We start from the raw sequence: 23,020 nt of genomic DNA on the forward strand, positions 1-23,020 counted from the left end.
CACCTCATTCTCGGGGATTAAATGGCAATTCGTGTATCAATCACTCGTTGGGCTTTGCCTTGTGAGCGGGGGATATCCCCACAGTTGACTATGCTTACGCGGGTGCTGATCCCCACCATGGATTTAATACGGTGTTTGAGGTTGTGGCAGATATTACAGCGTTCATCAAAGGTCAGTTGTTCAGGGTGTTTGAGCTCAACACGAACAGAGAGGTTATCCATGTTGCCTTGGCGACCGATTTCCAGCTGGTAGTGTGGAGATAACTCTTTGAATTGCATAATTTGCTCTTCAATTTGAGACGGGAAAACGTTCACTCCACGGATAATCATCATGTCATCGGAGCGCCCCGTGATTTTTCCGATACTGCGCATCTGGCGGTTTCCACCGGATTTTAGGTGAGTAAGGTCGCGGGTTCGATAGCGGATCACTGGCATGGCTTCTTTTGTAAGGGTAGTGAACACTAACTCACCATGCTCTCCATGACCGAGGGTTTTTAGGCTATTTGGGCAGATAATTTCAGGGTAAAAGTGGTCTTCCCAAATAGTTGGACCGCTTTCGTCGGAGTCTGCACACTCCATGGCAACGCCAGGTCCCATCACTTCAGATAAGCCATAAATATCTAAGGCTTTGATCCCCAAGCGAGTTTCAATTTCAGTTCTGAGGGATTCTGTCCACGGTTCTGCTCCAAAGACACCAATTCTTAGTGAGCACTTACTAGCGTCTCCGCCCATGATTTTCTCAAGTTCGTCGATAATACTAAGGCAGTAAGATGGCGTTACCATGATGATATCGGGCTTAAAATCGACAATCAGCTGCGCTTGTTTCTCGGTTTGACCGCCGGACATGGGAATAACTGCCGCGCCAAGACGCTCAGCACCATAGTGTGCTCCGAGTCCGCCAGTAAATAGCCCGTAACCGTAAGCAACGTGGACTTTATCCCCGCGAGTGGCACCCGCAGAGCGCAGGCTACGAGCGATTAAATCTGCCCAATTATCAATATCTTGTTGGGTATAACCGACAACCGTCGGGCGCCCTGTGGTACCGGAAGAGGCGTGAATACGGATAATTTGATCCATTGGTACGGCAAAAGTATCGAATGGGTAGTTTTCACGTAAATCCTGCTTTGTGGTATAGGGAAATTTTTCGATGTCGCTAAGCTGTTTAAAATCGTCAGGGTGTACGCCCGCGGCATCGAATTTTTTGCGGTACATTGGCACATTTTCGTATGCGTGAGTGAGTGTCCACTTCATTCGTGAGAACTGCAACGCCTCGATCTCATCGCGGGAAGCAAACTCGATCGGGTCGATATTATCGTGTTGTGTCATGCTCATAATTGCCAATCCTTATTATTATTGATACTTGCCTGAGTAGGTGTAGGGGAAGTCAGGCAGTTTTGTTATTCAGACGCGTTCAATAATCATTGCAATACCTTGACCCACACCGATGCACATGGTGCATAACCCGTAGCGACCTTGCTTGCGGTGCAGTTCATTCATGGCGGAAATCACCAAGCGAGACCCGCTCATACCCAGCGGATGCCCTAAGGAGATAGCCCCACCATTGGGGTTAACCTGTGGGGCGTCATCTGGCAGACCTAAGCCCCGTAATACAGCCAGTGCTTGAGCGGCAAAGGCTTCGTTAAGTTCAATCACATCCATTTGTTCGATAGTCAGCCCTGCCATTTTCAACACTTTTTGAGTGGCAGGCAGTGGCCCGATGCCCATTAAACGCGGCTCAACGCCACAGGTGGCAGTAGCAATCACCCGCGCTCGCGGGGTTAACCCTTGTTGCTTGGCAACGGCTTCGGAGGCAATGATTAAGGCGGCGGCGCCATCATTGACTCCAGAAGCATTGCCTGCGGTGACGCTGCCATTTTCACGAAACGGCGTTTTCAGTTTTTGCAGCTGTTCGTGTGTGGTTTCAGGGCGAGGGTGTTCATCTTCCGTCACTTGCTGCTCTGATTTGCGCAATGTCACGGTGACAGGAACAATCTCTTCGGCAAAGATGCCTTTAAGGCGAGCCGCTTCGGTGCGCTGTTGGCTGCGTAGGGCAAAGGCATCTTGGTCTTCGCGGCTGATATTGTAGGTGTGCGCCACGTTTTCGGCGGTTTCTGGCATGGAGTCGGTGGAGAATTGCTGCTCCATTAATGGGTTGATAAACCGCCAGCCAATAGTGGTATCAAAAATTTGCGCTTGGCGAGAAAAGGCAGAATCTTGTTTTCCCATCACGAACGGCGCGCGGCTCATGGATTCCACACCACCGGCAATCATCAATCCCGATTCCCCTGCTTTGATACTGCGAGCGGCAAGAGCTATGGCATCTAAGCCAGAGCCGCACAGGCGATTGATGGTGGTGCCGGAAACTGAAATTGGTAAGCCAGACAGTAGCCCCGCCATTCGCGCGACGTTGCGGTTATCTTCCCCCGCTTGGTTGGCGCAACCGAGAATGATGTCATCGGTCAGGGTCCAGTCCAGTTGTGGGTTACGTGCCATCAATGCTTTAAGCGTGACGGCAGAAAGGTCATCGGGACGCAGTGAGGATAATGCGCCGCCATAGCGACCAATCGGGGTACGAATACCATCGCAAATATAGGCGTCATTCATGAGGCTTCTCCAACTAAACGGTGACCTAAACGGTGGGAACGGCCTTGAAACAGCGCCAGTGGCTTGCCATCTTGGTTGATGATCTCGACTTCATACAGCCCGCTGCGCTTACCTTGGTGCTGCATTTTTGCAGTGGCAGTCAGTACATCCCCTTCAAAACCGGGGCGCAAAAAATCGATAGAGCACATAGAGGCGACGGCGGCATAACCTTGGCTGTTGCAGGCATACGCAAACGCGGTATCTGCCAGACTAAACAACTGCCCGCCGTGGCAGGTTTTATGCCCGTTAAGCATATTGGGCATAACCACCATGGTGAGTTGCGCATAGCCTTCAGCAACATCTTCAATCACCATGCCCATGGCTTTAGCGCAAGTATCATCGCGATACATGGCATGTGCCGCTTGCTGAGCGAGGGTGAGGTTGGGCAGTGAATTCATGACAACGCCTCCAATGAGAGTGATTGAAAACCGGCGGCAAGCTGGCGTAGTAATGGGTTGGGGCGATAACGCGTGTCCCCATAGAAGTCGGTTAAATGTTCAAGGGTATGCAAAATATGCGACCAACCGACTTGGGCGCCCCATGCTAATGGTCCTTTCGGGTAATTCACACCGAAACGCATCGCCAAATCAGTATCTTGGGCGCTTGCGACGCCCTTATTCACAACATCCAAAGCCTCATTACACAACATGGCAACGGTGCGTAGGGTTAACAGCGCAGGGTAGTCCGGCAGCACAATCACTTGCTTGCCGAGGGACTGAAAAAAGGCAATCGCATCTTGGTTTTGCTGGTGGCTATTTTGTACTGCGCAACTGATAGCGATAGTGGTTGCCGCAACGTAGTTGGCGGATAAATCAAATTGCACCACGGGCTTATCAAGCTTTTGCGCAAGAGTGGATGTCATTTCACCATTTGTTAACATAATAACAACTCCGTTAACAACTAGTGAGGGTGACGGGCGCGTTTTTTGTTCAGCTTCTTCGAGGCAGATCCCATTTTGCTGTAAGAGTTGCTTAAGATCAGGAAATATTTGCCAATTTCCATAGGCTTTGATGTCGAGCTGGCGAGGCTGTGTCACGGCAGGCACGACATCAACCCGAGATGCGGGTTTATTATGATCATCATGATTATCGGCGGTGTAATCATAAAACCCGCGACCTGATTTACGTCCTAAGTGTCCTGCTTGTACTAGCGCCAATTGCGCAAATGCAGTTTGGAAACGCGGGTCATAGCCAAATGCTTGAAACATGGATTCTGTCACGGCGTAATTAACATCATGCCCGATTAAATCGGTGAGCTGCAAAGGACCCATGGAAAAGCCTCCAGCATCACGCATGACACTGTCTAATGTGGCGGGGTTGCCCACTTGCTCTTCTAGTGCGCGTAAGGTTTCTGCATAAAAAGGTCTTGCTACACGATTAACAATAAAGCCTGGTGTGGAGCGGCAAATCACCGGAATTTTATTGAATGCCAGTGTCAGGGCTTTTAAGGTTTCAATCACGTTTTCCGCGGTTTCGAGCCCGCGGATCACTTCAACCAGCTTCATTACGGGAGCAGGGTTAAAAAAATGCAATCCGGCCATGCGCTCAGGGTGTTTGAGTACGCTGGCAATCGCCGTGATAGATAATGACGAGGTGTTGCTGGCAAAAATCGTGCTTTCGCGACAAATGCCTTCAAGTTCACTGAAAATAGCTTGCTTAATGGTGAGTTTCTCTGCGACAGCCTCAATCACTAAATCGGCGCCAGCAAGAGCAGCAAGGCTGTCGGCAACATGGAGGCGAGCAAGAGTTTCTTCCGTGCTTTTGGCGTCGGCTTTGCCTTGTTCAACGCGTTTGCGTAAACGGGCGGTGAGTACTGTCAAAGATTGCTGCAACACTTGGGCATTCACGTCAAAAATGTGCACTTGTAGACCTATACTCGCAGCGACTTGCGCAATTCCAATGCCCATAGTACCTGCGCCAATCACAGCGACATTTTGTATTGATGAGCTTAGTGAAGTCTTCATGGTTATTTCCCTTGGAACGTCGGTTCACGTTTATTTAAAAACGCATCGACGCCTTCGCGATAATCTTGGCTGCGCCCGCCTAAGCGCTGTAAATCTCGCTCTAAATTGAGCTGCTCATCAAGGGTATTGATGGCGGCACTGTGAATCGCTTTTTTGATCAGCCCCAACCCATAGGTCGGTTGAGTTGCAAGGTGCTTCGCGAGGTTGTTGACGGTGATGGCGAGTTGGTCATTTTCCGTGACTTGCCAAATCATGCCCCACTGCAATGCTTGTTCTGCGCTGATTTTATCCCCTAGCATCGCCATACCCATGGCACGAGCACGACCGACTAATTGCGGTAAAAACCAGCTTCCCCCGGAGTCAGGCACCAGCCCAAGGCGGCAAAATGATTGAATAAAGCTGGCGCTTTTCGCGGCGATAACGATATCTCCCGTAAGGGCAATCGCCGCACCCGCGCCTGCGGCAACGCCGTTCACGGCACAAATAATCGGTTTGGGTAATGCGACTAAACGGCGGATCAGCGGGTTGTAGTAGGTTTCGACGGAAAAGCCCAGATCAGGGGCTTCGGATCCGACGGCGACATTACGATCGTTAAGATCTTGCCCCGCACAGAATCCACGACCCGCGCCAGTGATCACTAAGCAACGGACGGTTTCATCTTGTTCGGCGATTTTAATAGCTGCGCTCAGCTGGCGATGCATCTCATCGTTAAAGCTATTTAGGCGGTCAGGGCGGTTTAAGGTAATCGTGAGCACCCCATGTTCCAGTGTTGTAAGGATCATTTCTTCAGTGATCACGGTGTCATTTATCATGATTATCGTCCTGTAAATTGGGGGGATCGTTTTTCGAAAAAGGCGGCGATCCCCTCTTGGCGATCGTCAGTACCCGCAAGGCTGACAAAGTATTGGCGCTCCAGTTTTAAGCCTTCGGTCAGGTGAGTTTCTTGGGCGCTCACTAGCGCAGATTTGGCGGCATTCACGGCTAAAGGCGCATGCCCTGCAATGCGTTTGGCAATGGCTTGAGCGCGTTCAAGGGTGAGTGCGTCCACACACACTTCACTGACCAATCCGGCTTGTTGGGCTTGCTCAGCGCTGATGGTTTCTCCGGTAAGTACCATCTGCATTGCAAGGGATTTACCCACGGCACGAATAAGTCGCTGAGTACCGCCCGCTCCGGGGATCAGTCCAAGGGTAATTTCCGGTAGACCAAAGCGAGCGGATTCCCCCGCAATAATGATGTCGCTGGCGAGCAATAACTCGAACCCAGCTCCTAACGCATAGCCATTAGCGGCACAAATAATCGGCTTGCTGATTTGCGCAAAGCGGCGCCAAACTTGTGGACGTTTATCCGTGATAGCGCTGGCAACGGTTTGCTGCTGAAGCTCTTTAAGATCAGCCCCTGCGGCAAAGAAACGCGGATTGCCCGTGATGACGATAGCGCCGATATTGTCGTCGGTTTGCGCATGTTCAAGATGCTTAACCAGTAATTCAAGGCATGGCGTACTCAGTGCGTTGCGCACATCGGGGCGATTAAGCGTCAGTGTTAGAACGCGGTGATGTTGTTGAGATAAAATCCAATTATTTTCCATTGCTCATCCCTACACATCAAAGTCCAATACCACGCCATCCCCTTTTGGCCATGCTTGGCAACTGAGGATATAACCGGCGGCAATTTGGTCAGGTTCGAGACTGTAGTTCACGCCCATTTCAACTTCTCCTGAGCGCAACTTACATTTGCAAGTGGCGCAAACACCGCCTTTACAGGCATAAGGCAGGTCTGCTCCTTGGCGCAGTGCGGCATCGAGGATGCTGTCATCTTGCCCATCCATATTGATATTTAAGGTGCGCCCATCTAATTGAAGGGTGACTTGACGGTTTTCGCTGGTGGCAAGGGTCGGTTTGAATTTCGCGCCAGAGGTATTAAAGCGCTCAGTGTGAACGCGCTCTTGCGCCATACCGTGATGAATTAAGGTTTCTTGAACCTCATCCATCATGGACTCTGGACCACAAATAAAGGCGCGGTTGAATTGGCTAAAATTGAGAAGGGATTTCCCTAAGGCACTAAGTTGTTGCGCATCAATGCGCCCGCTGAGCAACGCGCTCTCTTGAGGCTCTTGGCTAAACAGATACAGCACTTGAAAACGGGTGGCAAAGCGGTTTTTTAAGTCAGCGATGGCTTCTTTGAACATCACTGAGCGGCTATTGCGATTACCGTAAATCAGTACAAAGCGGCTATTTGGCTCGGTTTGCAGCGTAGCTTTGATGATGGATAACAGCGGGGTAATACCCGAACCTGCCGCCACGGCTAAATAGCGCCCTTGTTGCTGGCTATCAGGCTGGTAGCCAAATTGCCCTTGGGGGATCATCACGTCTAAGCTATCCCCAACATTCAGTTGTTGGTTGATAAAGTTAGAAAATCGCCCTTCGTAGATAGCTTTAACGCCAATTTTTAGCCCGTTTTCATCGGGGGCGCTACAAATGGAGTAGCAGCGACGAAGATTTTCGCCATTAATTGCGGCTTTTAGGGTCAAATGTTGACCTGGGCGGTAGCGATATTGCGCTTGCAGCGATTCAGGAATATGAAAGGTGACCGCCACAGCATCGGGTGTGTCACGGTCAATAGCGGCAATACTTAAACGGTGAAAGACAGTCATGAGTGTGCCCTTAAATACATTTAAAGTAATCAAACGGTTCTAAGCATTCATTACAGCGATACAGCGCTTTGCAGGCGGTAGAGCCAAACTCGCTAATTTTTTCCGTCTGTTCGCTGTCACAACGCGGGCAACAAATTGCCCCAGTATGTTCAGGATGCTCACAGGCAACGCCTTGTGGGGGCGCAATGCCAAATTCACGTAAGCGCCGTTTGGCATCTTGGTTCATCCAGTCTGTGGTCCATGCGGGGGTTAATACCACTTCCACATCCACAGGTGAGAAACCGGCGCTATCGAGAACCGTTTTGATTTCATTGATTAAAAATTCAGTGGCAGGGCAGCCTGAATAGGTCGGGGTAAACCCAATTTGCCAGCCTTGCTCGGTCGGCTTCACATGGCGCACCATACCAAGATCAGTAATAGACAGAGCCGGCAATTCAGGGTCAGGGATCTGCTGAAGCTGCTGCCAGATCTGATGAATATCGGGGGATTGAAGTTGCATTCTCTGTTCCATCACTATCACCACTGGCTGTTGGGATAAGCGCGTTGCACAAATTGCAGCTGCGTGAGAATTAAACCGAGGTGCTCGGTATGGCTACCTTGTTTGCCGCCTAATCGATATGCCGCTTGCTCTGGTAGGCTGAGAGTAGCTTCATCAAAGGTTTCATTCACAGTTTGCAGCCAAATATCGCGCAGCGTACGAGGGTCAACGGCAATGCCTGCCTCGCTTAATGACATTTCAATTTCATCAGCATGGAATAATTCACCAGTAAAGCGCCATAAGCGGTTGATAGATTGCTGCAATTTCTGCTGACTCACTGGGGTACCATCCCCTAATCGGATCATCCAGCCACGACTAAAACGTAGATGGTACAAGGCTTCTTTAAGGGATTTTGCGGCAATGGCGGCGAGCTGTGGGTCACGGCTTTGAGTGAGTGCGCTGTACAGAGGCACATGGTAGGCATCGATAAAAAACTGGCGTACGAGGGTATCATTGAAGCCATCATTTGGTTGCTCAACAAGCAGCAAATTGCTGAATTCACGCTCATCGCGCAGATAAGCCAGCTTGTCTTCGTTGTAACCCGCGCCTTTGAGTTCTGCGGCATAGCTGAGGAAATTGCGCGCTTGCCCCAGTAAATCTAAACCGATGTTAGACAGTGCAAGGTCAATTTCGATTTCTGGAGCGTGACCACACCACTCACACAGGCGCTGTGCCAGAATCAGTGGGGTGTCTCCGAGGCGTAACACATAATGCTGGAGCTGCTGTTTTTCGGTCATTTCAAGCTCCTTACATGTTTTTGATGCCATCAGGGATGGTGTAAAAGGTTGGATGGCGGTAAACCTTGCTGTCCGCGGGGTCAAAAAATTGATCTTTTTCATCAGGTTGAGACGCAACCAAATGGGTGGCTTTGACGACCCAAATGGAGCAACCTTCGCTACGGCGAGTGTAAGCATCGCGAGCATTTTCCAGCGCCATTTGGTCATCGGCGGCGTGCAAACTTCCCACATGGCGATGGGCTAAACCTTGTTTACTGCGAACAAACACTTCATACAGTGGCCAATCTTGATTGTTCATCGTCTTTTCCTTCTTGGTGGCTAAGCCGCAGATTTAATGGCTTTTTGTTTTTGACTGTGAGCCATTGCGCCTTCGCGCACCCAAGCTCCTTCTTCCCAACCTTTACGTTTCGCATCAAGGCGTTCTTGGTTGCAGATCCCTTGCCCTTTAATCACTTGGTAGAACTCTTCCCAATCAATCTCACCAAAACGGTAGTGACCTAGTGCATCATCCCAGTGCAGATCAGGATCGGGGATGGTCATGCCAAGGGCTTCCACCTGCGGCACGGTGTTATCCACAAATTTCTGGCGCAGCTCGTCATTACTGAATCGCTTGATTTTCCAGGCCATACTTTGGGCGCTATGAGGGGAGTCAGAATCATTCGGACCAAACATCATTAATACTGGCCACCAAAAGCGGTTGATAGAGTCTTGCAGCATGGCTTTTTGCTCGTCCGTACCTTCAGCCAATGCCATAACAGCTTCATAACCTTGGCGTTGATGAAAACTCTCCTCTTTGCAGATTTTCACCATCGCACGGGCGTAAGGTCCGTAAGAAGCGCGACATAGCGCCACTTGGTTAACTATTGCTGCGCCATCAACCAGCCAGCCAATCACGCCCACATCTGCCCAGTTGAGCGTCGGATAGTTGAAAATGGAGGAGTATTTCATCTTTTCGTCGAGCATTTTTTGGTAGATATCTTGGCGAGTACATCCCAACGTTTCTGCGGCGCTATAGAGGTACAAACCGTGTCCTGCTTCATCTTGAATTTTTGCCAGCAGAACAGCCTTACGGCGTAGGGTTGGGGCGCGACTGAGCCAGTTGGCTTCCGGCAGCATGCCAATCACTTCTGAATGGGCGTGTTGCCCAATCTGGCGAATGAGGTTTTGTCTGTAAGCATCGGGCATCCAATCTTTTGGCTCGATGGCGATGTCGGCTTCGATTTTGGCATCGAAGTGGATTTGGTTTTGCTCGCTCATTGTTATTTTCCATTAAAGTGATTCATAAAAATTAAGTTAATGTAAAAATATGGAACACATTTATTTAACATTAATGCTAGGAATAGTTAACAATAAGATCAATGCTGTTTGTGGGGTTTTTGCGATTCATCTCACAAGTAATTAAATTATATTCATATAAATCAATGTAGTAAAATCATCGTTTTTTGTTTGATTCTTGCCGTAAACACTCAAATTAACCCTATTTGTATTTTATTTGTTAAATTTAGATTGGCATCTATGATTGTTTATATGATACATATTTAATATCTAAATCTGGTTTATTGTCGTTTTCTGGAGATGGAACATGCAACATTTAACAAGTTACATTATGGGGAAGTGGGCAACGGGAGCAGGGGAAGGTCGTCCGATTTTTCATGCACTGACCAATGAAGCACTCTATGCCGTGACCTCTGAAGGGCTACCGTTAGCGCAAAGCTTACAGTACGGGCGTGATGTCGGTGGCGAGGCGCTAGGGAAATTAACGTTTCAACAGCGCGGAGAGATGCTTAAAGCGGTTGCTCGACATTTACTTGCCCATAAAGAGGCGTTATATGCCATTTCTGCCCAGACTGGCGCCACTAAATCAGACAGTTGGGTGGATATCGAAGGGGGGATCGGCACCCTATTTTCCTATGCGGGACTGGCAAGCCGTGAGCTGCCGGATGATACCGTGTGGTCAGAAGACGAGATGATCCCGCTATCAAAACAGGGGCAGTTTGTTGCCCGCCATATTTTAACATCGCGCCGTGGCGTGGCTTTGCACATCAATGCGTTCAACTTTCCGTGCTGGGGTATGCTAGAAAAACTAGCGCCAACGTGGTTAGCGGGGATGCCTGCTATTATCAAACCTGCCACCGCATCCGCCCAACTGACTCACGCAATGGTGAAACTGATGATGGAGAGCGGATTAGTTCCCGAAGGGGCGATTCAATTAATTTGTGGCGGCGTTGGGGATATGTTCGACCACTTGGATTTTGAAGATGTGGTGACCTTTACAGGCTCAGCAGGCACTGGACAAAAACTCAAATCTCACCCGCGCATCAATCAAAAATCTGTGTCTTTTACCATGGAAGCGGACTCATTAAACTGCGCCATTTTAGGTTCAGATGTTCAGCCTGAACAACCTGAATTTGCACTGTTTATCAAAGAAGTGGTTAATGAAATGACGACGAAGGCAGGGCAAAAATGTACTGCAATTCGCCGCATTATCGTCCCTAAAACTCAGTTGGAAAATGTGAAAAATGCCCTCCTAAAACGCATCTCGAATGTCGTGGTGGGTGACCCTGCTGCCGAAGGGGTTCGAATGGGCGCATTGATTAACCTTGAACAGCGCCAAGACGTGCAGGACAAAGTGAATTATCTGCTCGCCAATGGCTGCGAACGCTTATGTGGTGGTAGCTTTGTCAATATGCAGGTGGTGGGTGGCGATAGCGAGAAAGGGGCATTTTTCCCACCGACATTGCTGTACTGTGCCAAGCCATTTGTGCATCAAGCGGTACACGAAACCGAAGCGTTTGGTCCCGTGGCGACATTAATGAGTTATGACGGGTTAGATCAAGCGGTGCAATTGGCGGCGCTAGGAGGCGGAAGCTTAGTCGGTTCGCTGGTGACTGCCGATAGCCAAGTCGCGCAGACGGTGATCCGCGCAACGGCACGGGCGCATGGGCGGATGTTTATTCTGGATGAAGCAGCATCAAAAGAATCCACGGGGCACGGCTCACCTTTGCCAATGTTGGTACATGGTGGACCGGGGCGTGCCGGGGGCGGTGAAGAGCTGGGCGGTTTACGAGCGGTAAAACATTATATGCAGCGCACGGCACTTCAAGGCAGCCCATCGATGTTGACCGCGATTAGTAAGCAGTGGATGCGCGGCGCTGAGGCTATTGCTGATGTGGTGCATCCGTTCCGTAAATATTTCGAAGAGTTAGTGATTGGCGACACTCTACTGACCGCGAGACGCACGGTAACTGAAGCGGATATTGTGAATTTTGCCTGTCTCAGCGGGGATAATTTCTATGTGCATGTGGATAAACTTGGCGCCGAGCAATCCATGTTCGGCGAGCGCATCGCCCACGGTTATTTTGTGGTATCAGCGGCGGCGGGGCTGTTTGTGGATGCGGGAGTCGGGCCTGTTATCGCGAACTATGGGATGGAAAACTTGCGTTTTATCGAGCCAGTCAAAATTGGCGATACCATCCAAGTGCGCTTAACGTGCAAGAAAAAGATCAAAAAAGCCCAGAAAAAAGCCGAAGATAAGCCTAATGGAGTTATCGAGTGGGATGTCCAAGTGTTTAATCAGCACAACGATATCGTGGCGCTATACAGTATTTTAACGCTGGTGGAACGCCGCCACGGGGATTTTTGATGCAGTGGTAGAGGGCGAAGTTATCAGAGAGGGCAAATGCCCTCTCCATTAAAACTATTTTTGAATAAATTGTGCTTGGTTAAGCTGGCTGAGTGCGGTATTCACACTAAAAATTTGCCCGCTGACTTCAGGTACACCAAAGGATTTGAGTCGCGCACTGTGCATCTCGAGATATGCTTGCGCATCGGCTTGGTTAGCAAATAAGTAAATGCCTCCCGCCCGTTGAGTTTGTTGGTTTTCAGTCCAAATTTTCCAAATAAATCCCGGCTCTTGGTTAATGGATTGCGCTAATCCTTCCATTGCCGCCGCCATCTCTTCACCCCATGGGCCTTGGTATGGGAAATCAACCTGTAAAATCACCTGCATTATTGCCTCCTATTGTTGTTGTCTGGTTATCATAACCAGTAATTTTTATTTAGGATTGATCAAATTGGGGATTGGGGGGAATGAATTTTATTTCATTGCGTTAATCGAGGCATTTATCCCATTTTCCTAATGTTGTTCTTTATTATTTGAGTTATGCTTCGTTACATAACCTAAATTTTAAGGATGTCCTATGAGTCAGGATGAACAAACTGAAAATATTCAGCATTGCTTCGCTGAATTTGATGACAATAAATGTGCTGTTTGGAAAGATTTACAGCTAAAACATCAATCTGAAAATGCCAAAGCGAATTGTTATCTCCCGTCAACTAAAGTGGTTCCGGTTATTTTTTTGCCTGGCATTATGGGATCTAACTTACGAAGTAAAAAAGATAAAAAATCAATCTGGCGTATTCGCACGAGTAAGCTTGGAATGGCTGCGGATGCGCTTGGTTGGCTTTTTACTTCAGGCAATAAACGGAAAAAATTACTCGATCCTGAAACAACTGAAACTGACCCTACTCAGGATGTTGATAAAAATGACAACGAGTCAACCTACTTTGCCAATTCAAGGCAGAAAAGAGGATGGGGAAGTGTATTGCAGTTTTCGTATGCAGATCCACTCGACAAGTTACAGAAAGAATTACTGGTTTGGGAGCAGTATTACAATAAAGCGAAAGGACAGGGATGCGCTACGGCAGACGAAGCCGAGGCCTATTTTTCTCAAGAATCAACGTTCAAGTTCATTTTAGATAAAACCCTCACGCCAGAGGATACCAACCCCCTTTCATTTCGTGAAGCGGGCAAATACCGTAATTTGCTGCTTCCACTTCATGCTTTTGGTTATAACTGGTTACAAGACAATGCTCAGTCCGCTCAAGATCTCGCCAAATACATTGATGAGGTCTTAAAATTATATAGCCCCAAACGCAATGGCGGGATTGGGCATGGGCTCGCCTTTGAAGAAGGGCATGAGAAAGTCATTCTGGTGACCCATTCGATGGGGGGCTTGGTATCCCGGTACGCTTCCGAATTATTAGATACCCCCTACAAAGATAAAATTCTGGGCATTGTGCATGGTGTGATGCCGGATTTGGGTTCGCCGACCGCCTACAAAATGATGAAGATTGGTGAGCATTCCATGCCGATGGGGTTAGTGCTAGGCATGAGTGCCACACGACTCATGTCGGTATTAGCGCAATCCCCTGCACCGTTACAACTCTTACCCTCTCCGAAATATAATCATGGTCAACCGTGGCTACGAATTGAAAAAGGCAGTCCAGATGGTGTGGCAGATTTATTGCTGCCCAAAAATGGGGACCCGTTTGAAGAAATTTATCTTCAGGATGACGTGTGGTGGAAAATGTATGAGTCAGACATTCTTGATAAAAACGATGCTTCTAGCAAAAAAAATTTTATTAATTATAAAACTATAATTGAACGGAAAGTAGCTCCTTTTATTCAAAGAATGGACAATAAGTATCATGTTAATACTTACCAATTTTATGGGGCGTATTTTGATGAAAATGACCCGAAAGATTCTCGCCGTTCAGATGAGACCGTGACATGGAAATTACGGGATAAAACCTCGTGGTTATGGGTATCTGACGATAGCCGAGCGACAGACGACTATGGCGAAAAACGCGAGTATACCTTACTCAAGTCCAGTGATAAGTGGAAGAATACGCCCTCAATAGATTATGAGGGAGGGCGCGGTGACGGTACAGTGCCCAAATATTCTATCAATTTAGATAGAAAAGACCTATTTAAAGAAATTTTAGAAATGAATGTTGACCATCAGAACGCGTATCAGTTTGCACCGCTAAAAGGGGATGCGGAGTTTGATACGCATGAGAAAACAGGTGATGTCTCACCAGCCATTAAATTTACGTTACGTTCCTTATGCCGGATATTGCAAACGGAGGAGGTAAAACCCTAATGAAAAAAGGACTGGTGAGTTTTTTCGGTTTGGTCTTATTGGCGAGTTTGCTTGCGTGCTCTATGCCGAATAAAACGTATTCAACTTCACTTAATGAAAAGGATTCTGCTGTGATTAACACTCTATTTGATGATGCGCCGACCTACTGTTTAGGGCGTTATACCTTTAATTATCCGAAAGCGTTAACGCAAGCGCTTTCATCGGTGATTAAAATTGATGATATGACGATTGAGAGCCAGTTTATTTATCCTCCTTCGTTTAAGCAGCGCATTGAGCTGCGTGAAGATGAGTTGAAAAATAAAAGAGTTATCGATTCATCTGATTTCCCTTTTTTAAAAGAAGTAATTAAGTTAGATAATGGAGTTATATTCGATAGTAACGAAAACGCTACAACACCAGATTTTGGTCGAGTTTTAGAAGGTCATGTTTATATTGATAATGTAGCTTTCATTATTAAAACTGAAATAAGGGATGTATCGAGTCCTAAATATAAAAATATGCAGGTAAGGGATCAGAAATATAATATACCTATTAGTGATAAACCTCAGAAACTAGCAGCAATGCAATCCTTGATTTCTCGGTTACAGGGGCGTCCAAAGAATGAAATTCCGACAGATAAAGGGATTTGTATCCCTTATGGATTTATTCGCGATGATGGAAAATCGCACCAAGAAGAAATCTCGATGGTTTTTGAAAACCCTCAATTCTATTGGGCTGTTGATATGGATAATACGATAGAAAGTGAAAAAGAAAGTATGTTGGATAGAGCTGATGAAATTAAATCTGTTCTTTCTCAATATGGGGGTAAAACTTTACGGAAAGGAAACGTTCAATTTAATAACGTGGCAGGCGAAGAGTGGTTAACGTTGGGGCGAGATCCTCGCTATGACAATCAATCCGATAAATTCTATTATTTTCAATATTACGCGAATGAAAAAAATATCGGTTATCTGCATCCCTCCGTTAGCATATTAATGCATTCGACCAGTAAGGTTGTCCATTATACGGATGAGCAAATGGTTGAAATTTGGGATCGAGTTTTACAGTCATTTAAGCTGCGTCCGAACGCGTATTAAATTTTTTAATTAATCCCATTAAGATATAGGCGTGAATGGCATTTTAGTAAATGATGAACTCATTTCCTTATGCTGTTCCGCTTCCCCACCTCAAACACCTCCAGCGTCATTAGCCGTGCCTGCTTATGGTCAACAATCGGGGTTGGATAATTCAGAGAGACTTGGTGAGATTCAGCCCATGTATGGGGTTCGTGAATAAACTTCTCGGGAACATCGCGAAGTTCGGGAAGCCACTCGCGGATAAACGTCCCTTGTGGGTCGAATTTTTTCCCTTGAGTGGTTGGATTAAAAATACGAAACCACGGCGAGGCATCAACCCCTGTTGAAGCTGACCATTGCCAGCCGCCATTATTCGCCGCCAAAGTGCCATCAATTAACTGGCTCATAAAGTAGTGTTCCCCTTTGCGCCAATCGACCAGCAAATCCTTGACTAAAAAACTCGCCACAATCATCCGTAGTCGATTATGCATCCAGCCCGTTTGGTTGAGCTGGCGCATGGCGGCATCCACTATCGGGTAGCCTGTTTGTCCATTTTTCCATGCGGTAAATCCGGTTTCATCGGGGTTCCATTGAATATGCTGCGTCCATTCAATAAACGGTTGGTGACGACAAAGGCGCGGAAAAGCGACCAATAGATGACTATAAAATTCTCGCCAAATTAATTCATTTAGCCAGCTAAAACCGCCACTTTCTTGGGAGTCAAAAACCTGCGGGTTCTCGGCCAATAAGCGATTCACACATTGGCGAGGCGAAAGCACTCCAAGGGCTAAATAGGGGGATAATTGGCTGGTACCATCAATGGCGGGAATGTCTCGATCGCGTTGGTAATCTTGTACGCGCTCGCTGCAAAACTGCCGTAACTTCGCTAATGCAGCTTGTTCTCCGGCAATAAATTGCGGTGAAATTTCAACAGGTTGGTGAGCAAAAAGTGGATGTGTATTTTCAACGGCTAATGCCGCACCCCGTGATTTGGGGGCGGGAAACGAGCGAAAATCACTCATCATCAATTGGCTCAAAAAGGCGCGGCGAAACGGGGTATAGACTTGGTACATATCCCCTTTTTGCGTCGTCACTGAACCTGGCGGAAGTAATAGCGCATCATCATAGGTGAAAATATTCAGATGTTGCGCTTGCTGGCGTAACTGTTCATCCCGCAAGCGCTCATTTAACTCGTACTGGTGATTGAAATATAACCCTGTGGCATTTTGCTGTTGGGCAAAATCCAGTAACCATTTCACGGAATCCGCAAAGGTCGCGGTGGTATGGCAAATCAGAGGAATACCTCGTTTCGCTAAAGCGTGTTGTAGCTCCACCAGGTTTTGATGCAAGAAGGCAATTTGCCTTGGTGATACGTTGTGAGTTGCCCACTGTTCTGGCGTCGCAATATAGACGCCAATCACAGTGGCAGTAGGATCCTCACAAGCAAAGGTAAGCGCTTTATTATCGGTGACTCGTAGATCGTTGCGAAACCAAACTAAGTGACAAGCCGACATCGCTTTCCTCGCTGTTTTTTTTAGGGTTAATCTAATTTTGGGTGCTGGTTGATTAGCGATTGACGCTGTTTTTCCAGCTCAGCAATTTGTTGCTCGATATCTTCAACTTTCTGTTCGATATTGTCAAAATGCTCACTCAAAATTTCTTTTGCTTCTGCTTTATCTGAGGCCGCCGGTGTTGCACCACGTAGTGGTTTATTAGCCGTCTCTGGCATTCTAATACCGGTATACAGACCAATTAATGCAATGACTATCAGATAATATGCAGGCATATACAAATCATTAGTGGCTTCCACTAACCATGCTGCCGCCGTTGGTGTTGCACCCGCAATTAATACCGAAATATTAAAGGCGATGGCTAATGCACTATAACGAATATGGGTAGGGAAAATAGCCGGTAAAATCGATGCCATGACCCCTGTAAAGCAGTTGAGTAATACCGCAAGAATCAACAATCCGACAAAAATTAGGCCAACAGAGCCGCTATTAATCATCATAAATGCGGGGTAAGCCAACACAATTAACCCTACACTGCCCATGATCACAAAAGGTCGGCGACCAATTTTGTCACTGGCTAAACCAATAATTGGCTGAACAAACAGCATACCAATCATAATGGCGATAATAATCAACACACCGTGGTCGGTCGAGTAGTTCAAATTATGGGACAAATAGCTCGGCATATAGGTCAGCAGCATATAGTACGTCACGTTAGTGGCGATAACTAAGCCGACACAAATCATCAAGCTTTTCCAATATTTAGATGCAACTTCACGGAAAGAGACTTTCGGTGGATTCTGGATATTGGCTTTGTCTTGCTGCTCTAAACTTTCAATATGTTGCTGGAATGCAGGGGTTTCTTCCAATGAATGACGTAAATAGAGACCGATAATACCTAGCGGTAAGGCTAAGAAGAACGGAATTCTCCATCCCCAATCGTGGAAGTTAGCTTCACCGACAAGGCTTGAAATCAGCACGACGACACCCGCACCCATCACAAAACCTGCGATAGAACCGAAATCTAACCAGCTGCCCATAAAGCCACGCTTACGGTCTGGGGAATACTCAGCAACAAAGATAGCTGCACCGGAATATTCACCACCCACGGAGAAACCTTGAGCCAGTTTAGCGAGCAGTAATAAGATAGGCGCCCAAATACCAATTCTCTCGTATGATGGGATCAGACCGATACAGAAGGTACTGATTGCCATAATAATAATGGTCATGGACAACACTTTTTGTCGGCCGTATTTATCTCCGAGAATACCGAAGACAACGCCCCCAAGGGGTCTAACCAAGAAAGGCACGGAGAAAGTGGCTAACGCCGCAATCATCTGAACGCTCGGTGATGCGTCCGGAAAGAAGACTTGACCCAGTACATAGGCTAAGAAGCCGTAAACACCGAAGTCGAACCATTCCATCGCATTACCCAGCGAAGCCGCTGTGATTGCTTTTTTCAATTTTCCATCATCAATAATTGTAATATCGTTGATATTTAATGGTTTTTCTTTTTTCTTTCTGATTTTCATGGAACCATCCTCTTATTTGAATTTTAAGATGTGGGTTTCCCGATCCGATTTGCTCGGACAATCTGCAAATAATGAAAATTAGTATGGATAATTAAATGCAGTATCTAAACTAATTGAATGGAAATTTATTGATTAATAAGCTTGTTGAATAAGCTATATCAAGTTTTTATAACGAAGTGTATTGATAGGGAAATACTGATTTATTGTGTTTTTAAAATAAAGCAAAAATGTCACCTTTAGATAGTCAAATATGATCCAATAATACAATAATATCGACAAAATGTAAAATGCGGTGGTTTGTGTCGATTGTTTTTTATTAATTGGTGGGTTATACCATGTGGGTAAACTAATACAGATAAGGGAAATGCAATGAATGAGGCAATAAAAATTTCATCTATTCATATCTACCATCCTGAAAATATTAGGAATAACCAATATTATTTTGATAAGTATCCAAATGTCAAAAATTTACCGGAATTATTGAATGATTTTGGGCAGAAGCAGCGATATATCACGATCCAGCCTGATGAAAATGCGTTGACGATGTCGATTAATGCATTAGCCCCAATGAGTGATAAAGATATCGATGTTTTGATATTCGCCTCAACGACGATGGAATATTTGTCACCACTTAATGCCCTATATTTACATCATCATTTAGCCTTAAAAAATGAGTGCGTATGTATTGATATTAACGGTAATTGCCTCGGAATGTTAATGGCGTTAGAGCAGGCTGCTATCATACTAAAGATGAAAAAAACAGCTAAAAAAGCCCTTATTGTTGCCTCGGACCATCTTTCAAATCTATGTAATCAAAATGAGCTATTCCCATCAGTTCTCTTTGGGGATGCAGCAGTTGCTATGACATTAGAAAAAGTACAAAACGGGACAAGCTCTGGTTTGATGGATAGCTTTTATTATACGGATTCGAGTTTTTGCCGGGAGACTCGTTTTCCTAAGCATGGTTTTTCACAGAGCCAAAATATGCAAGATGAGAAAATTTACTGGGGTAAATTTACAACAAAAGAGTGTTTGCCTCATGCTATTTATCACATTGACAAATTATTAAAAAATAATGGGTTAACTATTGATGATATAAGTTGTTTTTTCTTTTCTCAGGTAATGAAAAGCAATATTTCAGAATTGGCAGAAGCATTAAATATTCCTAATAAAAAAATAGAATATATTGCGGATGAATATGGTTATACAGGGGCAACCAGCCCATTTATTGCTTATTATTGCCACCAGAAAAAGAATTTACTCCGTGATGAAGATATTGTCTTATTTTGGACGTTAGGTGCAGGTTATCAATTTGGAATCGTTCTTTGGAAAATATAAAGATATTTATGATTTTCGATGCGCGCAAAATAAACGGGATTTTGCTGGGTTGTTCATAACTAAAACTAACCCTCTTTTTACGACCTTAAATTTGTCCTGTTATCTCATTCTTCTTTCGATATTCGCGGATGAATATCTTGTTCTGTTTTTGAATGTACTGCATTGGTAGGAATGGGGAATCGATTTAGTTAGAATCAAATACATATTATTAAGCGTATTTGAAAATTAGCACCTCTTGTTAAATATGTCATTGTTAACAAGAATACATTGAATTTAATCCGACTTAAAAAGAGTGCCATTATGAAAAAACAGAGTATTGCATCCTATATTGCGAAAGTACTGGATAACGCAGGTGTTAAGCGCATCTGGGGAGTCACTGGGGACTCATTAAACGGTTTAACGGATAGTTTACGTAAGCAAGGGGCTATTGAGTGGTTAGGCACCCGTCATGAAGAAGTGGCTGCATTTGCCGCGGGCGCAGAAGCGCAACTAACGGGTGAGCTAGCGGTGTGCGCGGGGTCTTGTGGACCCGGTAACATGCACTTAATCAACGGGTTGTATGATTGCCATCGTAACCGTGTACCTGTATTAGCCATTGCTGCACATATCCCATCGAGTGAAATCGGTAGTAATTACTTCCAAGAAACCCACCCAACAGAACTGTTCCGTGAATGTAGCCACTATTGTGAAATGGTGACTAACCCTGAGCAAATTCAACAAGTTCTGGGTATTGCGATGCGTAAAGCGATCCTGAATAAAGGCGTTTCCGTTGTCGTTATTCCGGGTGATATCGCCCTGAAAGATGCACCAGAATCGGCGAAAGAAGAGTGGTATCAGCCACAAGCACCTTTGATCATGCCTCAGCGCCCTGAAATTGAAAAACTGGCAGAAGCATTGAATCAGTCAGAAAACATCACATTGTTCTGCGGTAATGGTTGTGCTGGCGCTCATGATGAAGTGGTGAAACTGGCAGAAACCTTGAATGCACCAGTGGTACATGCGCTGCGTGGTAAAGAGCATATTGAGTGGGATAACCCAAATAGCGTGGGTATGACGGGGTTAATCGGTTTCTCATCTGGCTACCACGCGATGATGAATGCGGATACCGTTGTATTGCTAGGCACCCAATTCCCGTATCGTCCGTTTTACCCAACTGATGCGAAAATTATTCAGATTGACCTGAATGCCGGAAGCTTAGGCTCCCATTGTCATATTGATATGGGGCTAATCGGGGATATTAAGGCGACATTGACCGCCTTACAGCCACATTTAACAGCGAAACAGAATCGCAAACATTTGGATGGCGCACTGAAGCACTATGCCGAGGCGCGTAAAGGGTTGGATGATTTAGCTAAGCCGGGTCATGAAGGGTTGATCCATCCACAATATTTAGCTACCAAATTGAGCGAGCTGGCGAACGACGACACTATCTTTACCTGCGATGTGGGCACACCAACGGTGTGGGCTGCGCGTTACTTAAAAATGAACGGTAAACGTCGTCTGATCGGTTCGTTTAACCACGGTTCGATGGCCAACGCAATGCCGCAAGCGATTGGTGCGCAAGCGGTTGATAAAAATCGCCAAGTGGTTGCGATGTGTGGTGATGGCGGTTTCAGTATGTTGATGGGTGACTTTATTTCACTGTCGCAGATGAAATTACCAGTAAAAATCATCATTCATAACAACGGCGTGTTGGGCTTTGTGGCGATGGAAATGAAGGTTGCAGGCTTTATGACTGCGGGCACCGATTTACAGAATCCAAACTTTGCAGCGATTGCCAATGCGGCAGGTATCAAAGGCATTCGCGTTGAGAAAAGCGAAGATCTGGACGGTGCGCTGAAAGAAGCTTTTGCCCATGATGGTCCAGTTGTTGTGGATGTATTGACGGCGAAGCAAGAGCTTTCAATGCCTCCGGAAATTGAAGCGCAAGAAGCCAAAGGCTTTAGCTTATATATGCTGAAGGCGATTATGAGCGGTCGCGGTGATGAAGTGGTGCAATTGGTGAAAACCAACTGGTTGCGTTAATCGCTATCTAATCGAGTAGCACCCTAAAATTAGTATCATAAATAAATCCCCAATTCGGTGTACTGGATTGGGGATTTTTGTTTAATAGCCCGCAGCGGATTGGCTGCGCCAAAGGTGGGCTGCAACCAGTGCTCGCCACGGTGCAAATTGGGCTAGCCATTGCTGGGTTTCTTTCGCGGATGGTTGCGCATCTTGAGCTAATAAAGTTTGTAGATTGCGCCGCACGGCAACATCCCCATGCAGGGAGCCATCTAGGTAATTAAATCCCCGCAGGAGACCATAGCTGACAGTCCAAGGCCCAATGCCTTTGATGGCTAGCAATTTTTCGGTGACATCATGGACATTTTCGGGGGTAACGGCGTTGTCTAAGTCTAATTCACCCGCTTGAATAGCGTCACAAAGCCCGCGTAAGGCGATGATTTTTCCAAGAGAAAACCCCGCTTGTCGTAAAATTTCATCGTCCACATTGATGACTGAGGTAACGGTAGGAAAGCACCAAATTCCTGATGAGTGCTGTTGTCCAACAGCTTGAATAAAACGTCGGCGGATGGCGATGGCAGCAAGAACACTAATTTGTTGACCGATAATGGCCCATACGAGCGCTTCAAACGTGGTGGCGGATTGATACACTCGCACACCTCGCTGTGGCGCAATCAGTTTACCGAGTATGGGGTGGGTAAGGTATTTTTCTTCAAATTGCTCAACGGGTTGATTCAATCCGAGTAAATGAATCGCAAGTGTGTGTAGCTCATTTAAGGAAGGCGAGGTTTCTGCATTATCAACATCAAGCTGCAATATTGCTTGTTTATTGTCAGTGGCTTGGTCGTTAATGGATAGGCGAATTTGCGCAGCACGTTCCTGCCAGATAATCCCTTTGCGCAAGGTGTTTTTTTCAACAATCTCGGCGATATTTTGCGGATCCCGTAAGTGAAAGGCAAAAAAATCATCAATACGATAATGAAGTGGCAGTGATATAGAAACGGATTGCGTTGATGCCATAGTTCGTCTTCTTCTGATTTATGCTCATTTTTGGTTAAATTTTGACAAAAAACGTCAAACGCTACATTTTTAGCCGTTAGAG

At 46.3% G+C, this 23,020-nt stretch carries 20 protein-coding genes; 5 read left to right on the forward strand and 15 right to left on the reverse strand.

The features are described 5' to 3' along the window. Nucleotides 1-17 precede the first annotated feature (17 nt). The 11 genes from paaK to paaA all read right to left on the reverse strand — a co-directional run bounded on the left by paaK (nt 18) and on the right by paaA (nt 9,790). On the reverse strand, nt 18-1,331 hold the full coding sequence (gene paaK, locus HFU86_RS01580; protein ID WP_132496859.1) for a phenylacetate--CoA ligase PaaK: 1,314 nt from the start codon (nt 1,329-1,331) through the stop codon (nt 18-20). Nucleotides 1,332-1,400: 69 nt separating this feature from the next. Then, nucleotides 1,401-2,603 (reverse strand): 3-oxoadipyl-CoA thiolase, encoded by a 1,203-nt coding sequence (gene pcaF / locus HFU86_RS01585; RefSeq protein ID WP_187128596.1) that lies wholly within the window; start codon nt 2,601-2,603, stop codon nt 1,401-1,403. Then, nucleotides 2,600-3,040: a hydroxyphenylacetyl-CoA thioesterase PaaI gene (gene paaI / locus HFU86_RS01590; RefSeq protein ID WP_187128597.1), complete on the reverse strand. Its 441-nt coding sequence runs from the start codon at nt 3,038-3,040 to the stop codon at nt 2,600-2,602. The genes pcaF and paaI overlap by 4 nt, the downstream gene beginning before the upstream one ends. Further along, nucleotides 3,037-4,605, reverse strand: coding sequence for a 3-hydroxyacyl-CoA dehydrogenase (locus HFU86_RS01595; RefSeq protein WP_187128598.1), 1,569 nt, complete (start codon nt 4,603-4,605; stop codon nt 3,037-3,039). The genes paaI and HFU86_RS01595 overlap by 4 nt, the downstream gene beginning before the upstream one ends. A gap of 2 nt (nt 4,606-4,607) precedes the next feature. Then, on the reverse strand, nt 4,608-5,417 hold the full coding sequence (gene paaG / locus HFU86_RS01600; protein WP_187128599.1) for a 2-(1,2-epoxy-1,2-dihydrophenyl)acetyl-CoA isomerase PaaG: 810 nt from the start codon (nt 5,415-5,417) through the stop codon (nt 4,608-4,610). Between the two features lie 2 nt (nt 5,418-5,419). Next, entirely contained in the window at nt 5,420-6,193 is a 774-nt protein-coding gene (paaF, locus tag HFU86_RS01605) for a 2,3-dehydroadipyl-CoA hydratase PaaF (RefSeq protein WP_187128600.1), read from the reverse strand. Between the two features lie 9 nt (nt 6,194-6,202). Continuing rightward, nucleotides 6,203-7,258, reverse strand: a complete 1,056-nt coding sequence (gene paaE, locus HFU86_RS01610) for a 1,2-phenylacetyl-CoA epoxidase subunit PaaE (RefSeq protein ID WP_187128601.1) — start codon at nt 7,256-7,258, stop codon at nt 6,203-6,205. 10 nt (nt 7,259-7,268) lie between these two features. Continuing rightward, complete coding sequence (gene paaD, locus HFU86_RS01615) at nt 7,269-7,769, reverse strand: 1,2-phenylacetyl-CoA epoxidase subunit PaaD (protein ID WP_187128602.1); 501 nt, start codon at nt 7,767-7,769, stop codon at nt 7,269-7,271. Between the two features lie 5 nt (nt 7,770-7,774). Then, complete coding sequence (gene paaC, locus HFU86_RS01620) at nt 7,775-8,533, reverse strand: 1,2-phenylacetyl-CoA epoxidase subunit PaaC (protein ID WP_187128603.1); 759 nt, start codon at nt 8,531-8,533, stop codon at nt 7,775-7,777. A gap of 10 nt (nt 8,534-8,543) precedes the next feature. After that, nucleotides 8,544-8,831, reverse strand: coding sequence for a 1,2-phenylacetyl-CoA epoxidase subunit PaaB (gene paaB, locus HFU86_RS01625; protein ID WP_132496868.1), 288 nt, complete (start codon nt 8,829-8,831; stop codon nt 8,544-8,546). Nucleotides 8,832-8,851: 20 nt separating this feature from the next. Continuing rightward, a complete protein-coding gene (gene paaA / locus HFU86_RS01630) occupies nt 8,852-9,790 on the reverse strand; it encodes a 1,2-phenylacetyl-CoA epoxidase subunit PaaA (RefSeq protein WP_132496869.1) in 939 nt (312 codons plus the stop codon). Between the two features lie 325 nt (nt 9,791-10,115). Between paaA and paaZ the strand changes: the two genes are divergently transcribed. Then, nucleotides 10,116-12,176 carry a phenylacetic acid degradation bifunctional protein PaaZ gene (gene paaZ, locus HFU86_RS01635; RefSeq protein WP_187128604.1) on the forward strand — a complete coding sequence of 687 codons (2,061 nt, stop codon included), beginning with the start codon at nt 10,116-10,118 and terminating at the stop codon, nt 12,174-12,176. Between the two features lie 54 nt (nt 12,177-12,230). Here the strand turns inward: paaZ and HFU86_RS01640 are convergent, their stop codons facing one another. After that, nucleotides 12,231-12,542, reverse strand: a complete 312-nt coding sequence (locus HFU86_RS01640) for a monooxygenase (RefSeq protein ID WP_154602233.1) — start codon at nt 12,540-12,542, stop codon at nt 12,231-12,233. Between the two features lie 190 nt (nt 12,543-12,732). Here HFU86_RS01640 and HFU86_RS01645 point away from each other — a divergent pair, with 190 nt between their 5' ends. Beyond that, nucleotides 12,733-14,478, forward strand: coding sequence for a lipase family alpha/beta hydrolase (locus tag HFU86_RS01645; protein WP_187128605.1), 1,746 nt, complete (start codon nt 12,733-12,735; stop codon nt 14,476-14,478). Beyond that, nucleotides 14,478-15,554 carry a T6SS immunity protein Tli4 family protein gene (locus tag HFU86_RS01650; protein ID WP_187128606.1) on the forward strand — a complete coding sequence of 359 codons (1,077 nt, stop codon included), beginning with the start codon at nt 14,478-14,480 and terminating at the stop codon, nt 15,552-15,554. Before HFU86_RS01645 ends, HFU86_RS01650 begins: the two co-directional genes overlap by 1 nt. Before the next feature lie 59 nt (nt 15,555-15,613). Here HFU86_RS01650 and phrB read toward each other — a convergent pair whose 3' ends face one another. Next, the gene (gene phrB, locus HFU86_RS01655) at nt 15,614-17,047 is read right to left on the reverse strand and encodes a deoxyribodipyrimidine photo-lyase (RefSeq protein ID WP_187128607.1); all 1,434 of its coding nucleotides are present in this window, start codon (nt 17,045-17,047) and stop codon (nt 15,614-15,616) included. Between the two features lie 26 nt (nt 17,048-17,073). Continuing rightward, the gene (proP, locus tag HFU86_RS01660; protein ID WP_108478692.1) at nt 17,074-18,576 is read right to left on the reverse strand and encodes a glycine betaine/L-proline transporter ProP; all 1,503 of its coding nucleotides are present in this window, start codon (nt 18,574-18,576) and stop codon (nt 17,074-17,076) included. 369 nt (nt 18,577-18,945) lie between these two features. Here proP and HFU86_RS01665 point away from each other — a divergent pair, with 369 nt between their 5' ends. Both HFU86_RS01665 and poxB read left to right on the forward strand, forming a co-directional pair. Beyond that, the gene (locus HFU86_RS01665) at nt 18,946-19,914 is read left to right on the forward strand and encodes a 3-oxoacyl-ACP synthase III family protein (protein WP_132496875.1); all 969 of its coding nucleotides are present in this window, start codon (nt 18,946-18,948) and stop codon (nt 19,912-19,914) included. A 300-nt stretch (nt 19,915-20,214) separates the two neighbouring features. Further along, nucleotides 20,215-21,939 (forward strand): ubiquinone-dependent pyruvate dehydrogenase, encoded by a 1,725-nt coding sequence (poxB, locus tag HFU86_RS01670; RefSeq protein WP_036948406.1) that lies wholly within the window; start codon nt 20,215-20,217, stop codon nt 21,937-21,939. A gap of 81 nt (nt 21,940-22,020) precedes the next feature. Here poxB and HFU86_RS01675 read toward each other — a convergent pair whose 3' ends face one another. Continuing rightward, nucleotides 22,021-22,938 (reverse strand): DNA-3-methyladenine glycosylase family protein, encoded by a 918-nt coding sequence (locus HFU86_RS01675; protein ID WP_132496876.1) that lies wholly within the window; start codon nt 22,936-22,938, stop codon nt 22,021-22,023. Nucleotides 22,939-23,020: the final 82 nt, after the last annotated feature.

It is taken from the genome of Providencia sp. JUb39 (genome assembly GCF_012272845.1).
Lineage (GTDB): Bacteria > Pseudomonadota > Gammaproteobacteria > Enterobacterales > Enterobacteriaceae > Providencia > Providencia lanzhouensis.

What these genes read in the sequence shown, in the direction of transcription:
- phrB (WP_187128607.1), bottom strand. Translation starts at nt 17,047, where the DNA reads ATGTCGGCTTGTCACTTAGTTTGGTTTCGCAACGATCTACGAGTCACC.
- paaA (WP_132496869.1), bottom strand. Translation starts at nt 9,790, where the DNA reads ATGAGCGAGCAAAACCAAATCCACTTCGATGCCAAAATCGAAGCCGAC.
- proP (WP_108478692.1), bottom strand. Translation starts at nt 18,576, where the DNA reads ATGAAAATCAGAAAGAAAAAAGAAAAACCATTAAATATCAACGATATT.
- poxB (WP_036948406.1), top strand. Translation starts at nt 20,215, where the DNA reads ATGAAAAAACAGAGTATTGCATCCTATATTGCGAAAGTACTGGATAAC.
- paaB (WP_132496868.1), bottom strand. Translation starts at nt 8,831, where the DNA reads ATGAACAATCAAGATTGGCCACTGTATGAAGTGTTTGTTCGCAGTAAA.
- HFU86_RS01650 (WP_187128606.1), top strand. Translation starts at nt 14,478, where the DNA reads ATGAAAAAAGGACTGGTGAGTTTTTTCGGTTTGGTCTTATTGGCGAGT.
- pcaF (WP_187128596.1), bottom strand. Translation starts at nt 2,603, where the DNA reads ATGAATGACGCCTATATTTGCGATGGTATTCGTACCCCGATTGGTCGC.
- paaK (WP_132496859.1), bottom strand. Translation starts at nt 1,331, where the DNA reads ATGAGCATGACACAACACGATAATATCGACCCGATCGAGTTTGCTTCC.
- paaZ (WP_187128604.1), top strand. Translation starts at nt 10,116, where the DNA reads ATGCAACATTTAACAAGTTACATTATGGGGAAGTGGGCAACGGGAGCA.
- paaC (WP_187128603.1), bottom strand. Translation starts at nt 8,533, where the DNA reads ATGACCGAAAAACAGCAGCTCCAGCATTATGTGTTACGCCTCGGAGAC.
- HFU86_RS01595 (WP_187128598.1), bottom strand. Translation starts at nt 4,605, where the DNA reads ATGAAGACTTCACTAAGCTCATCAATACAAAATGTCGCTGTGATTGGC.
- paaD (WP_187128602.1), bottom strand. Translation starts at nt 7,769, where the DNA reads ATGGAACAGAGAATGCAACTTCAATCCCCCGATATTCATCAGATCTGG.
- paaF (WP_187128600.1), bottom strand. Translation starts at nt 6,193, where the DNA reads ATGGAAAATAATTGGATTTTATCTCAACAACATCACCGCGTTCTAACA.
- HFU86_RS01640 (WP_154602233.1), bottom strand. Translation starts at nt 12,542, where the DNA reads ATGCAGGTGATTTTACAGGTTGATTTCCCATACCAAGGCCCATGGGGT.
- HFU86_RS01675 (WP_132496876.1), bottom strand. Translation starts at nt 22,938, where the DNA reads ATGGCATCAACGCAATCCGTTTCTATATCACTGCCACTTCATTATCGT.
- paaI (WP_187128597.1), bottom strand. Translation starts at nt 3,040, where the DNA reads ATGAATTCACTGCCCAACCTCACCCTCGCTCAGCAAGCGGCACATGCC.
- HFU86_RS01665 (WP_132496875.1), top strand. Translation starts at nt 18,946, where the DNA reads ATGAATGAGGCAATAAAAATTTCATCTATTCATATCTACCATCCTGAA.
- paaG (WP_187128599.1), bottom strand. Translation starts at nt 5,417, where the DNA reads ATGATAAATGACACCGTGATCACTGAAGAAATGATCCTTACAACACTG.
- HFU86_RS01645 (WP_187128605.1), top strand. Translation starts at nt 12,733, where the DNA reads ATGAGTCAGGATGAACAAACTGAAAATATTCAGCATTGCTTCGCTGAA.
- paaE (WP_187128601.1), bottom strand. Translation starts at nt 7,258, where the DNA reads ATGACTGTCTTTCACCGTTTAAGTATTGCCGCTATTGACCGTGACACA.